The organism is Microbacterium jepli (assembly GCF_047237905.1).
Lineage (GTDB): Bacteria > Actinomycetota > Actinomycetes > Actinomycetales > Microbacteriaceae > Microbacterium.
The window spans coordinates 608,626-621,494 of sequence record NZ_JBDFLW010000003.1; the positions used below are offsets into that span (position 1 = coordinate 608,626).

The following is a 12,869-nucleotide window of genomic DNA, read 5'->3' on the forward strand; positions in this document are numbered from 1 at the left end:
GCCGAAGCGCATCGTCGTGTCGGCACGTTGCCGACACGACGATCAGGAGGCTCGAGAGATCGTCCTGATACGACGACGGAGCTGAGGGGCCCCGACCGTCGAGCGGAGAGGCCGGTGAGCGGTGCTCCTGCGGGCGGCCTCAGGCGTAGGCCTCGTGCCCGAGCCGGCGCACGGAGAGCTCGTCGGGTTCCGGGATGACGTGCAGTCCGCCGGGCGTGTTCGCCACGTGGGTGAGCGCCTCCAGCCAGGGCCGGCTGAGCTCGGCCATCCTGCTGCCGTCGTACTTGAACTGCATGTTCGACGACGGATGGACCCACACGGTCGTGCGTCCGCCTCCCACGCTGACGTCCTCACGCCAAGAGAAGAAGAATGACTCCCGCCGTCGGAGCTTTGTGCCGATCACCGTCTGCAGATGCAGCAGAAGGCGGTCCTCGAAATCGATCTTCGTCACTTGGTCGAACCGGAATTGGCCTATGAGGGCACCGCCGAACGCCGCAGCCGGGAGAAGTCAGGCGAGGCCGCGGCGGCAGCGACAAGAACCGCGGTGATGGGGGTGACTTCACGTTCGCATCTCGGCGGGTGCGGGACAACCCATTACCCTCGGCCGGGAAATGTGCATGCGCCCCGCCCATGGCGGTTCGGTTGTGGGCGATGAGCGGGCTCCGTGTCCGCGACGGAGCTTGCGCCTTCCGGATCGGGCGACTTGGAGTCCTGGACGCGACGGCGGGAGTCGAACCCGATCAAGGGCGATCTCGCTCGGCCGACTCATTCCAGAACCCGCGTGATTTCGCGGTTTTTCGGACTTGCTGAACCAGATGGGTCGAGCCGAATCGTGCTCATTCTCGCCCAAATGTGGGCAAAATGTGGGCAGGAGATGACAAGAGGATTCCGCCATCTCCTGTGATGTCTCAGGACATCGGTGACAGTTCTGTGTCAGGACTTTGGTGACAGTCGATGTGTCAGGACATCGGTGACGGTTTGGTGGTTCGCGGCCCGCGGGTTTGGCGGTTGGAGACGTAGGTGATGCCGGGCTTGGGCCAGGGGTGTTCGATGATGAGGGTGCCGCGGAGGTCGAAGATCATCACGGTCTTGCCTGCGTCCAAGACGCAGACGCGGTGACCACCCATGGCTCGGCCGATGCCGAACTTGATGCCCTTGAACTCGACCGACCCGCTGTCTTGAACCACCTTGACTCGGATGTCGTCCGCGATCGCTTGCGCCGGTGACGGCGTTGCGGGACGGGGTGGTTGAACACGGGGCGTCGCATCCCATGCTTGCTGGGGAGTGACCCGTCCGGGTAGGCCTTGGTGGGGACGGTCGGTGTTGTAGATGAGGTCGAACGCATCGACCTGGGCCTGTAGTTCCTCGAGGGTGGCGGCAAGGGGCTGCTTGTCGAGGTAGCGGAACAGGGTCTGGTGGAACCGCTCGTTCTTGCCCTGGGTGGTGGGTTTGTAGGGCTTCCCCGTGATTGGTTCGACGCCGAGCGAGCGCAGGTAGGCGACCAATTGGCCGATCACGCCACGGCGGGACGGGTTCAGTGCCGCACCGTTGTCAGAGAGCAATCGTTGCGGGACGCCGTACCTGGTCACGCCCTTCCTGACGACGGTGATCGCCCCCTCCGAGGTTTCACCCCAGGCAACGTGGGACGCGATCGCGAAGCGCGAGTGGTCATCGATGAGTTGGAAGATGACGCACTTGCGGCCGAGGGTGAGGACGTACTCGGTGGCGTCGAGCTGCCAGCACGCGTTCGGAGCGGGATACACGAACCGGCGATACGACGCCCGCGGCTTCTTGCGAGGTTCTTTCCTCGCCACTCCCGCGGCGCGGAAGATCCTCGCAAGTGACGCGACCGACGGTACCGGGCCCAACCTAAGTGACCGCATCTTGTCGTGCACGCTGATCGGTCCATGGTCCAGTCCCGACCGTTCCAACGCCGCCCGGACCGCGATCGCCTGCTGCGCGACATCATCCACAATCCGGGACGGACTCGTTGATGGACGCCTGGACCGCGGCTGCAACGCCGCCGCCGGCCCCTCTACCGCTGCTCGCTTTCGGATCGCCTAGAACGTCTTCCGGGAGATCCCGTGCTCGAGACAGAACGTCGTCACCGACCCTCGCGGCGCATCCTCCGGCCACTGCACGATGGCAAGACGAACACGGGGATCAACAGGCTCGACACGGCTCATGCCTCACAAATAGAGGGCACAACTGTCACCACCGACCACAACGAAACCGTCACCGACGAGGTGACCCGATTCCGTCACCGATGTCCTGAGACATGACAGATTCCGCCATCTCCCGGCGTCAGTACCCGCTGGGGTTCGCTCCTGCGTAGTTCAGGGGCGTCGAATTCATCCACCTCTTGGTGCCGGTCGCGCCGAGGCAACGCTCTCTGGTCCGGCCTGTGGCCGGGCTGTGGTCGCCCTGCGGGCTCGGTGTGTGGCCGTGAAGCCTTCGGCAGCATACGGGCGGGCGGGCTTCGTGCAAGCGGCTGCGCCGCCGGCTCCTCCCGATAAGTGCGGCACGCGGTCGCTGCGCTCCCTCACATCGCACCGAACTTCTCTCCCCCCACCGCCCCTCCGGGTTGCGCTGCACCCCGTCCGCCCTCCGCGGCGACTCTGTCGCCTTCCTTACCGTTATTTCCGTGGATTCGGGGCAGTTGTAGGCTCCGGAACGCGCCAGGGGTCCCGGGTATGGCTGACCGCCTTCAGCCGTCTGATGGCATGCCGTGATTAGCCGCCTGGGACCCCGCAACGGCACGACCGCTCATTGAGAAACGCGACCAGATCGCCTCGTAAGGACATGCCGGCATGGTCGTTCACGGCGCACCGCACCCACTGAACGGAAGGACCCTGCGTGCCCCAACTCTGGGCCGGTATCGACGCCGGCAAGACCGAACACCACTGCGTCGTCATCGACGGCAACGGAGCCAAGCTGCTCTCGCAACGGTTCAAGAACCGTGAGACGGCGATCCTGACCCTGATGGGCGATGTCGCGTCCTTGCCGGGCGGCACAGACGTCGCCTGGGCGACGGACCTGAACCACGGCGGGACGGGGCTGTTGCAGACGCTGCTCAGCTCGCATGCGCAGCCGCTGTTCTACATCTCGGGCCGGATAGTGCACCACGCCTCGGGCGCGTACCGGGGTGAGGCGAAGACGGACGCGAAGGACGCGGTCATCATCGCCGACCAGGCGCGGACCCGTCGAGATGTGACGCTGATGCGTCAGGCCGACGAGGTCACCGCGGAGCTGCGCCTGCTCTCGGCGCGCCGGGAGGATCTGGTGCACGATCGCACCCGGGCCGTGAACCGGCTGCGCGCCATCCTGGTCCACTACTTCCCGTCGCTTGAGGGGGCGTTCAACTACGCGACGACCAGGGGACCGTTGGTGCTGCTCACCCGGTACGCGACCCCCGGAGCGATCCGGCGGATGGGGGAGGCGCGGCTGGCGTCGTGGTTGAAGGGGCAGGGCTGCTGGAAGTCCGCGGCCGTGGCGAAGGCAGCGGTCGACGCTGCTCGCGAGCAGACGTCAGTCGTCGTGGGGGAGGGGGCAGCAGCGCGGCTGGTCAGCCGGTCCGCGCGTGATCTGCTCCGCATCCGCGACGAGGTCGCCGAGCTCGACGCGGAGATCGACGCCGCTTTGCAGGACAGCAGGGCCGCGGATCTGCTGGTGTCCATCCCGGGGTTCGGGCGCAGGCTCGCCGCGGATTTCCTCGCCGCGACCGGTACCGACCTCGCCGCGTTTGAGACGCCTGACAGGCTGGCCAGCTTCGCCGGTCTCGCCCCGGTGCCGCGCGATTCCGGGAAGATCTCCGGCAATCACCACCGGCCACGGCGTTACGACCGGCGGCTGTTGAACGCCTGCTTCCAGGCAGCGTTCATCGCGTCGAGAAACTGCCCGGTCTCGCGCTCGTTCTACGAACGGAAACGCCACGAGGGGAAGTCGCACAAGCAGGCGCTGATCGCTCTCGCGCGGCGCCGCATCAACGTCATCTGGGCGATCTTCCGTGACCAGACCACCTACAACCCCACCCCGACCCGGCCGAACGACCCCGTCACCCCACTTCCGCAGCACGGTCCAGATTCGCTATTGAGGAAGAGAACCGCTCCCGCTCTCGCGGCCGTTTGAAGCGTCCGGGCGAGCTCGGCCTGGATCCGGGCTGCGGGCACCCCTTGGAGCTCCCATCGGTCTTCGCGGAGGTCGCGCTCATTCGGCGGGTGGACCCGTCAGTGGCGACGAGGAGGGATCGGGTGATGGTGTTCTGCATGAGGCCGGTGAGGGTGCATCGATGATGCTCATCGCGCGCCTCCGAGCCAGAGTCCTGTTGCTGCGGCGATGACGCTGAGGAGGAGCGTGCCGAGGGCGTTGGTGGCGGAGGCGAGGCGGCGTCTTTCGGCGAGGAGGCGGACGGTTTCGAGGCTGGCGGTGGAGAAGGTGGTGTAGCCGCCGAGGAAGCCGGTGCCGAGGACGAGTCGCCACGGCTCGGGGGCGAGGCCTGCGAGGGCGAGGCCGGTGATCAGGCCGAGGAGGAGTGATCCGGTGACGTTGATGACGGTGGTGCCCCAGGGGTAGGCGCCGCCGGTGCGGGCTTTGATGAGCCCGTCGAGGAGGAGCCGTGTTGCGGCTCCGATTCCGCCGGCGAGGGAGAGCGCGAGGAACAGTGCGGGTGTCATGCCGGCACCTTCCTCTGCGTGCGTCGCGGGTGGAGTGCTGCGGCGAGGGCGATTCCGGTCCAGGACGCGAGGGCACCGAGGAGGACGGTGCCGAGCGCGTAGAGGGCGGCGGGTGCGGGGTGTCCTGTGGTGAGCAGGTGGGCGGTGTCGGTGGCGAGGGTGCTGTAGGTGGTGAAGCCTCCGAGCGCTCCGGTACCGAGTAGCAGCCGTGCGGTGCGGCGTCGGCCTTCGTCGCTGCCGGCTCTGGCGAGGCTCTCCAGGAGTACGCCGAGCAGGAGCGCGCCGACGATGTTGATGGCGAAGATGACGGTGTCGAAGGCGGGATCGGCGGGGAAGGTGAGGGTCAGGCCCTCCCGCGCCCCGGTCCCGACTGTGCCGCCGGCGGCGACGAGGAGGAGGTACCGGAGGCGCAGGTGCACGGGTCGTGGCGTCCCGTCGGGGGCGTCGTCGACGTCGAGGTCGCTGTCGACCGGCAGCTCGGGGTCGGGGTCCGGGGGGCGGTGACGGTGGCGGTCGTCAGTCACGGGGAGTGGGACCTTTCGGGAGGGGGCGGGTCAGTGGGTGAGGCCGTAGTGCAGCGTGGGGTCGAGGTGTTCGATGTCGACGAGGCGGTTGTACTTCGCGACCCTCTCGCCGCGCGCGGGGGCGCCGGATTTGATCTGCCCGACTCCGGTTCCCACCGAGAGGTCGGCGATGAAGGTGTCGAGGGTCTCGCCGGAGCGGTGGGAGACCATGCAGCGCATGCCGGCGTCGTGCGCGGCCGCGATCGCGTCGAGGGTGCCGGTGATGGTGCCGATCTGGTTGGGCTTGATGAGTGCGGCGTTGGAGTAGCCGTTGCGGGCTCCGTCGCGGATGCGGTCGGCGTCGGTGACGTAGAGGTCGTCTCCCACGAGCTGCACCCGGTCGCTGATGGTGTGGGCGAGGAGGGCCCAGCCCTCGTGGTCGTCCTCGGCGAAGCCGTCCTCGATGCTGCGGATCGGGTAGTCGGCGATCAGCTTCTCGTAGTAGCGGGCGAGTGCGTCGCGGTCGAGGTCGGTGCCGGCGACGGTGTAGTGGCCGTCGCCGTGGAAGAAGCCGTTCGCGGCGGGATCCATCGCGATCGCGATGTCACTGGTGCCGGGCTGGTATCCGGCGTCGGTGATCGCTGTGACGAGGAGGTCCAGGGCGTCTTCGGGCCGGTCGATGGGGGGCGCGAAGCCGCCCTCGTCGCCGAGCCCGGAGGTGCCGTAGGCGGTGCGGACGCGGGCGGCGAGGGCGTGATAGATCTCGGCGCCGATCTGCACGGCTTCCTCCTCGGTGCTGGCGGAGACGGGGGCGATCATGAACTCTTGGAAGTCGAGGCCGTTCGCGGCGTGCGCGCCGCCGTTGATGACGTTGAAGTGCGGGACGGGCAGGGAGGCGGTCGCCTCGGTGTGATCGGCGATCCACCGGTGCAGGGGCAGGCCGGTGCGCGCTGCGAGGGCGCGGGCGGCTGCGATGGAGACGGCGACGACGGAGTTCGCTCCGAGGCGGGCGAGGTTCGCGGTTCCATCCAGTGCTCGCAGCGCTTCGTCGATCTCGCGAAGCGAGGTCCAGGAGTGCTCGAGCAGGAGGGCGCGGATCTCGCCGTCGACGGCCGCGACAGCGGAGCGGACTCCGCGTCCGCCGAACGCGGGGCCGCCGTCGCGCAGCTCGACCGCTTCGAACGCGCCGGTCGAGGCGCCCGCGGGGGCGGAGGCGTCCAGGACGGTGTCGTCGTCCAGACGCAGGGTGACGGCGACGGTCGGGAAGCCGCGGGAGTCGAGGATCTGCCGTGCGGCGACGTCGGTGATGACCAGCGGGTGTCCGGCGGGGTGGGTGACGTACTCGCCCGATCCGTGGATGCTGGTGCGGGTGTGGCTGATGTAGGCGTTCATCAGGTTCCTCCTTCGTGGGCGAGCGTGATCGCCGCCCGGTCGGCTCTTGCGGGGTCGAGGTAGCGTCCGCTCCTCGAGATCGGTGTCCCGGACGGCCCGGTGTCGTACAGGTACGGCTGACCGGTCGGGATGTTCAGATCGCGGACCGCGGCATCGTCGAGGTCCTCGAGAAGGGCGCGCAGCGCGCGCAGGGAGTTGCCGTGCCCGACGATGAGCACCGTCTCGCCCTCCTCGAGGGCGGGCAGGATGCGCTCCTCGAGGAGCGGCTGCAGTCGGTGGACGACGTCGCGCAACGACTCCGTCTCCGTCATCGCCTCGGCCGGCTGCCCACGGAACGCCGCGGACCTGTGCAGCTGCGCGAAGGCGGCGGCGGACAGAGCAGGCGGGCAGACGTCCATCGACCGGCGCCACTCCAGGAAGGCGTCGGCCCCGTACTGGGCTCTGACGGCGCTTTTGGACAGGCCGGTGAGCGCTCCGTAGTTGCGCTCGTTCAGCCGCCACTGGGCCGCGACGATCCGCGGCCGCACTGGAAGGGCGCCGGCGATGATCCGGGCCGATTCGGTGGAGCGTTGCAGGGTCGACGTGAGGATCAGATCGGGGTCGATCGATGCGTCCCTCAGTAGCGTCGCGGCCTGTCGCGCTTCGTCACGTCCGAGGTCGGTGAGGGGAACGTCGAGGACGCCGCAGAAGAGACCGTCGGCGTTGCCGGTGCTCTCACCGTGGCGCACGAGGACGAGCGGGGGATGCGCGGGCATGGGTCACCTACCTGGTCTCTGATCGAGAAGGTAGGAACCATCAGCCTCGGCGGCAGTTCGAGCTCACGCTCGGGCGGGATCCATCGCCACTGCCGTCAGCCTACGCCCGCACCTCGGTCAGGACCAGGGCAGCGGCTCCGAATCATCGACCGGGGAGAGGGGGATCATGAGGACCGGCCGGTGCTGACGGTGAGCGAGACGGGCGCCGACGGCGCCGGAGAAGACCTCCTGCACGGTGCGACGCAGAGACGGCTCCTTCGTGCCGACAATGATCATGACCGCATCGACACGGTCCGCGAGCGTCGCCAGAGCGTGTGCAACGTCACCGGCCATCTGATGCGTCTGCCACGGGACACGGTCACCGACGATCCGGTCAAGCCGCTCGAGGATCGCAGGATCGAACGGATCCTCGCTGCTGTCAGCGGCATCCGAATCTAACGGCATCGACCGCTCGACCAGCGGATCCTCCCCGAACTGCCCGTCGATGACGTACCGGCCCGTGTCCACCTGCACGAACTCCAACCGCCCCCCGAAACGCACGGCGAAGCCCAGCGCTTCCTGAATCACCGCTTCCGGCTGATCCGCCTGCACCCCGACCACGATCGCGTCCTCAGCCATCACGCGCACCTTTCCGATCCTCGTGCGCTCGGACGGAGAACAGTGACGCCGTACGGATCACAGTTGCTCCTATCTCCGCGCACACCACTGACAGAGATAGGGACTGTTGTCGACGTCGTCGAGGTTGGGTCCGGCGAGCCCCACCGCCGGAACGCACTGCGTTGATCTCAGTGTGCACCCGCGCCGCCCCGCCCGCACCTGCAGTCAGGTCGCCGTCCGCTGGAGCCAGTGGAGTGTCGCAGATGCACTGCGGGCGACACCGGTACCTTCCTCCCGGGTCTGGTCCCCGCCAGCTGCCCGCGCGTACACGCGCGGACGCTGCGGCGTACCCGAATCGCCTGCTACTGACCAAGCGCGCCTCGGGAACGAACGGCGGGATCACGCTCGACCCGACGATCGGGGTGTCGTCGAGGATGGCACGCGGTCGAACCGATCACCACGGAGACCACCGCGCGCGAGACGGTGAGAAGCAGCTCAGGCGCAAGGGGTCTCGGATCGTCGTTGTCGCGGTTCACTCACTGCATGGATGGTCTGCCCTTCGTTGTTCTCGTCGTCATCTTTCTCGCCGCCGCCGCAGTGGTGTGGATCGCCGGCATCCAGTTATCGAAGGCCACGGACGTTCTGGACGCGCGTCTGCACCTGGGGAGTGCGCTGGGCGGTCTGATCGTTCTCGCCGTCGCGACGAACCTGCCGGAGATCGCGATCACCGTGTCCGCCGCGCTCTCCGGGAACCTGGACGTCGCGGTCGGCAACATTCTCGGCGGCATCGCACTGCAGACCGTGGTCCTCGTCGTCCTCGACCTGTTCGGCAAGCGTGGAAAGGGTGCGAAGCCGCTCACCTACCGTGCCGCGTCCCTCACACTCGTGCTCGAGGGGCTCGTGGTCGTCGCGGTGCTCGCCGTCGTCATCGCCGGCAGTCAGCTGCCCTCCGGACTGGAAGTGCTGCGACTGACCCCGGACGTCGTCCTCATCGCCGGCCTCTGGGTCGTGGGGCTGCTGCTCGTGCAACGCTCCGGCAAGCACCTCCCCTGGCACGAGGACGGGCGGGCCCCCGACGCGACAGCATCCCCCGCGAAGAAGAAGACGCACCCGATGAGCACACGCAAGGCGACCATCGTGTTCACGATCTCCGCCGCGGCGACCCTCCTCGCCGGTGTCGTGCTCGAGCGCGCCGGTGATGCAGCATCCTCGCAGCTCGGTTTCTCAGGGGTGCTGTTCGGAGCCACCGTGCTCGCTCTCGCCACCTCCCTCCCCGAGATCTCGACCGGGCTGCAAGCCATCAAGCAGGGCGACGACAACCTCGCCATCAGCGACATCTTCGGCGGCAACGCCTTCCTCCCCGTCCTGTTCCTCGTCGCCACCGTCCTCTCCGGCACCGCAGTCCTCCCGCAGGCGAACTCGTCCGACATCTACCTCACCGCTCTCGCCGCCCTGCTCACCCTCGTCTACATCGTCGGACTGATCTTCCGACCCACCCGCCGCATCGCCGGCATGGGAATCGACTCGTTGATCGTGCTCGCGCTCTACACCGTCGGCATCGGCGGGCTCTTCGCCATCACCGCGAAATGACGTCCGCGCCGCCGTGTGCAGATCGACCAGATCGCTGCAGCTGGAGCAGACACGGCCGCTGGCGTGATCGGCGTTGCGACGAGCCGTGCACCGGTCAGCGCATCTCGTGCGCGATCTCCAGGAACGCCGCCGCGGACGACCCGATGCGATCGGACCAGATGGCGCGGAGAGGTCGCACGAGTGCTGGTCCGCGGAGGGGCACTCGTATCAGTGAGCGCGCGGCGAGATCTGCTTCGACGGTGAGGATGCTCATGACGGCGGGCGCGATGCCGGCGCGGGCGTTCGCTCGGATGATCGCCGTCGTCTCCAGGATCGCGGCGGGAGTCGTGGGTGCGAGCCCGGCGTCGTGGAGCCATGCTTCGAGGGTCGTCCGGGTGCCGGAGCCTTCCTCTCGTGTCAGCAGTGCGGTCCCGGCCAAGTCCTCGGCGCCGATACTCGCCGCGCGTGCCCAGGGGTGGTCCGGTGCGACGACGACAGCGAGTTCGTCCTCCGTGACCACGTGAGAGGAGAGCGTGGCCGTGGACGCCGGTGTCTCGACGAATCCGAGCTGCGCCGCACCGGATCGCACGAGCTCGGTGACCGTGGCTGAATTGCCGGCGATCAGCTGCACACTCACCTCGGGTGTGCGCTGTCGGAATTCGAGGAGCCAGCGTGGGAGCAGCAGTTCGGCGATCGTCTGCGACGCCGCGAGGACCAGTGAGCCGGTCGGCTGTCGCAGTGCTGCCGCGCCCGCCTCGAGGCGGCGGGACGCCTCGAGGACCGGGCCGGCCAGCTCGAGCACGAGCCGGCCCGCGTCGGTCATCAGGGACCCGGTCGGAGAGCGGCGCACGAGCGGCTGCCCGATGGCGCGCTCCGCGACCCGCAGACGCGCCGAGACGGCCTGCTGGGTGACGCCGAGGTCTTCGGCGGCACGGGAGAGCGAGCCCGCCTCGGCGATGCGTTCGAGCACCTCCAGCGTGTCGAGATCCAGGATCCGGTCCGTCAATCGCCGCGTCGTCACAAGCACTCATTGTGCCCCGCCAACACGATCGCTGTATCGGCTGGTGCCGGCGATGCTCAGGCTGGAGTCATGACAACCTCTTCCCTCACCCGCGCATCTTCCTCGATCGGGCATCCTCCGCGGTCGAGGCGCTTGTTCCGGGAGTTGGAGCATCCGGGACTGATCGTGTCGAACCTGACGCCGAACTGGTTCGCGTCGATCATGGGCACCGGCATCGTCGCGGTCGCCGCCGCGTCCCTGCCACTCCAGTTCCCCGGACTGCGGACCGGGGCCACCGTCGTCTGGGCGATCGCCGCGCTGCTGCTTGTCGCGCTGACGGTCGCGACCGGGCTGCACTGGGTCCGCTACCGCGCTACAGCGGTGAGGCACCACCTGAATCCGGTGCTTTCGCACTTCTACGGCGCGCCTCCCATGGCGTTTCTCACCGTCGGCGCGGGAACCCTCCTCCTCGGCAAGGACTGGATCGGCCTGCCGGCCGCTGTCACCATCGACTGGGTGCTCTGGGGTGCGGGGACTCTCGGCGGGCTGGTGACGGCGGTCCTGGTGCCCTACCTCGCGTTCACCCGGCATGAGAACAAGCCCGATTCGGCGTTCGGCGGCTGGCTGATGCCGATCGTTCCGCCGATGGTGTCCGCTTCCACCGGCGCATTGCTGCTGCCGTACGCGCCCGCCGGGCAAGCGCGGGAGACGCTCCTGTGGTCCTGCTACGGCTTCTTCGGCCTCAGCCTGATCGCGTCGCTGGTGGTGATCACCCTGATCTGGAACCGGCTCGCGCAGCACAAGGTCGGAGCGGCGGGGATGGTGCCGACACTGTGGATCGTCCTCGGTCCGGTCGGACAGTCGATCACCGCTGTGAATCTGCTCGCCTCGAACGCGCCCACCGTCGTGGACGCCGGCATGGCGCGTGCGCTGCTGGTCGTGGCTCTGGTGTACGGCTTCGCGATGCTCGGCTTCGCGCTGCTCTGGACCGTCATCGCCCTCGCGATCACCCTCCGCACCGCGAAGGAGCACCTGCCCTTCAGTCTGACGTGGTGGTCGTTCACGTTCCCCGTCGGCACCTGCGTCACCGGACTGAACGGCCTCGCCCTGCACTCCGGTCTCACGGTCGTCGCCGGTCTCGCCGTGCTCTACTACGTCGGCCTGGTCGCCGCGTGGATCATCGTCGCCGCCCGCACCTTCCACGGTTCCGTGATCCGCGGCACCCTGCTCGCACCACCGCGACCGGCCTGACCGGGATCGAGGACCATCGTGGACATCCGAACCCTGAACGCCCTCGCCGAGACCTGGCGGAGTACCGCGGACGCGACCGGACGCTTCGTTCCGGGCTTCGATCCCCGCTCCGGCGGCACCGCCAGTCGCGTCCTGGTGCTGATGCAGTCACCCGGCCCTCGGACGATCGCCGCGGGATCCGCTGCCGTCTGCAGTGAAGACAACCTCGGGCCCACCGCCGCCGCGTTCCGGGCGGCCCGCATCGAGTCCGGACTCTCCCGCGACCACTACCTCCGATGGAACCTCATCCCGTGGGAGATCCCTGGCCGCGTCCGCCCCGCGGACATCGAGCAGGGCCGGCTCGCGCTCGGTGAGCTGCTGGAGCTGCTGCCCGCGCTCGAAGCCGTCGTCACCTACGGGACCGTGGCGCTCGACGGGGTCATGCGCTACCTGACCCTGCACGATGATCCCCGCGTCGTCCCCGTCCTCGCGGCACCGCACCCCTCACCGGCCAACGGACGTCACCGCGCCGACCAGCACCTCCGCTCCGTGAACGCGCTCCGCCTCGCGAATCGTCTGGGATCCGGTCGGCGACTCGCAGACTGACGGCACTGAAGGCAGACGTCCGCGGCTCGGTCGGCACCGGTCCTCGTGACCGATGAGGCGCTGATCTCAGACGGTCCCCGTCCTCGGACCGCTGACGGGACCGGCCTGGTCGTCCACGATGTCGACGGTGTACGCCGCGCCGTGCTCGAGCGTGTGGCCGACGGTGCACTGACGGTCGACCGCCCGGCGGGTGCGCTCGGACAGTGAGGCGATCCGCTCGGGATCGAGCGCCGACAGGTCGGCGCGGATCACGGCGGTGATCGAGTCGTAGCGGTCCTCGCCCTCGGGCTTGGTCGCGGTGATGTCGGTGGTCGCTTCGAAGTCGGCTCCGAGACGGCTGGCGAGGAGGTGGTCCGAGGAGAGCATGCCGCAGGCGGCGAGGGCGAGGTGCAGCAGCTCGCCGGGCGAGAACACGCCGTCGGCCTCCGACCCGCCGATGCGGACCTCGGCTCCTCGCGCGTTGCGGCCGATGAAGCTTCTCGGGCCCTCGCGGGTGATGTGCAGCGGCGTGGTCTCGGTGCTCATGGTCTGCTCCTGTCCGGTG

11 protein-coding genes, 2 pseudogenes and 1 riboswitch are annotated in these 12,869 nt (G+C 68.5%); of the genes and pseudogenes, 4 read left to right on the forward strand and 9 right to left on the reverse strand.

Annotated features, from left to right (window positions below; all coding sequences use genetic code 11):
- Positions 1-139 precede the first annotated feature (139 nt).
- Together ABC304_RS03495 and ABC304_RS03500 are read right to left on the reverse strand one after the other, a co-directional pair.
- A complete protein-coding gene (locus ABC304_RS03495; protein ID WP_459564415.1) occupies positions 140-475 on the reverse strand; it encodes a DUF7882 family protein in 336 nt (111 codons plus the stop codon).
- A gap of 484 nt (positions 476-959) precedes the next feature.
- A pseudogene (locus tag ABC304_RS03500) lies at positions 960-2,186 on the reverse strand (integrase core domain-containing protein).
- A gap of 670 nt (positions 2,187-2,856) precedes the next feature.
- Between ABC304_RS03500 and ABC304_RS03505 the strand changes: the two are divergent.
- Positions 2,857-4,038, forward strand: a pseudogene (locus ABC304_RS03505) (IS110 family RNA-guided transposase); the annotation flags it as partial.
- A gap of 257 nt (positions 4,039-4,295) precedes the next feature.
- Here the strand turns inward: ABC304_RS03505 and crcB are convergent.
- The 5 genes from crcB to ABC304_RS03530 all read right to left on the reverse strand — a co-directional run bounded on the left by crcB (position 4,296) and on the right by ABC304_RS03530 (position 7,923).
- On the reverse strand, positions 4,296-4,673 hold the full coding sequence (gene crcB / locus ABC304_RS03510; RefSeq protein WP_159983145.1) for a fluoride efflux transporter CrcB: 378 nt from the start codon (positions 4,671-4,673) through the stop codon (positions 4,296-4,298).
- Positions 4,670-5,197: a fluoride efflux transporter FluC gene (locus tag ABC304_RS03515; protein WP_412928987.1), complete on the reverse strand. Its 528-nt coding sequence runs from the start codon at positions 5,195-5,197 to the stop codon at positions 4,670-4,672. Before ABC304_RS03515 ends, crcB begins: the two co-directional genes overlap by 4 nt.
- A 30-nt stretch (positions 5,198-5,227) precedes the next feature.
- Positions 5,228-6,568 carry a phosphopyruvate hydratase gene (gene eno, locus ABC304_RS03520; protein WP_159983146.1) on the reverse strand — a complete coding sequence of 447 codons (1,341 nt, stop codon included), beginning with the start codon at positions 6,566-6,568 and terminating at the stop codon, positions 5,228-5,230.
- A complete protein-coding gene (locus ABC304_RS03525) occupies positions 6,568-7,323 on the reverse strand; it encodes a 2,3-bisphosphoglycerate-dependent phosphoglycerate mutase (RefSeq protein WP_159983147.1) in 756 nt (251 codons plus the stop codon). The genes eno and ABC304_RS03525 overlap by 1 nt, the downstream gene beginning before the upstream one ends.
- Before the next feature lie 24 nt (positions 7,324-7,347).
- Positions 7,348-7,420, reverse strand: a riboswitch (Fluoride riboswitch).
- A gap of 20 nt (positions 7,421-7,440) precedes the next feature.
- Complete coding sequence (locus ABC304_RS03530) at positions 7,441-7,923, reverse strand: universal stress protein (protein ID WP_412928988.1); 483 nt, start codon at positions 7,921-7,923, stop codon at positions 7,441-7,443.
- 540 nt (positions 7,924-8,463) lie between these two features.
- On the opposite strand from ABC304_RS03530, the gene ABC304_RS03535 reads away from it, so the two are divergent.
- Positions 8,464-9,510, forward strand: a complete 1,047-nt coding sequence (locus ABC304_RS03535) for a sodium:calcium antiporter (protein WP_159983149.1) — start codon at positions 8,464-8,466, stop codon at positions 9,508-9,510.
- 94 nt (positions 9,511-9,604) lie between these two features.
- On the opposite strand, the gene ABC304_RS03540 is transcribed toward ABC304_RS03535, so the two are convergent.
- Positions 9,605-10,495 (reverse strand): LysR family transcriptional regulator, encoded by an 891-nt coding sequence (locus ABC304_RS03540; protein ID WP_243588141.1) that lies wholly within the window; start codon positions 10,493-10,495, stop codon positions 9,605-9,607.
- An 84-nt stretch (positions 10,496-10,579) separates the two neighbouring features.
- Here ABC304_RS03540 and ABC304_RS03545 point away from each other — a divergent pair, with 84 nt between their 5' ends.
- Together ABC304_RS03545 and ABC304_RS03550 are read left to right on the forward strand one after the other, a co-directional pair.
- The gene (locus ABC304_RS03545; protein WP_159983151.1) at positions 10,580-11,740 is read left to right on the forward strand and encodes a TDT family transporter; all 1,161 of its coding nucleotides are present in this window, start codon (positions 10,580-10,582) and stop codon (positions 11,738-11,740) included.
- A gap of 18 nt (positions 11,741-11,758) precedes the next feature.
- Positions 11,759-12,325: a uracil-DNA glycosylase family protein gene (locus tag ABC304_RS03550; protein ID WP_243588143.1), complete on the forward strand. Its 567-nt coding sequence runs from the start codon at positions 11,759-11,761 to the stop codon at positions 12,323-12,325.
- Between the two features lie 66 nt (positions 12,326-12,391).
- Here ABC304_RS03550 and ABC304_RS03555 read toward each other — a convergent pair whose 3' ends face one another.
- Positions 12,392-12,850: an OsmC family protein gene (locus ABC304_RS03555; RefSeq protein WP_133961397.1), complete on the reverse strand. Its 459-nt coding sequence runs from the start codon at positions 12,848-12,850 to the stop codon at positions 12,392-12,394.
- Positions 12,851-12,869 lie beyond the last annotated feature (19 nt).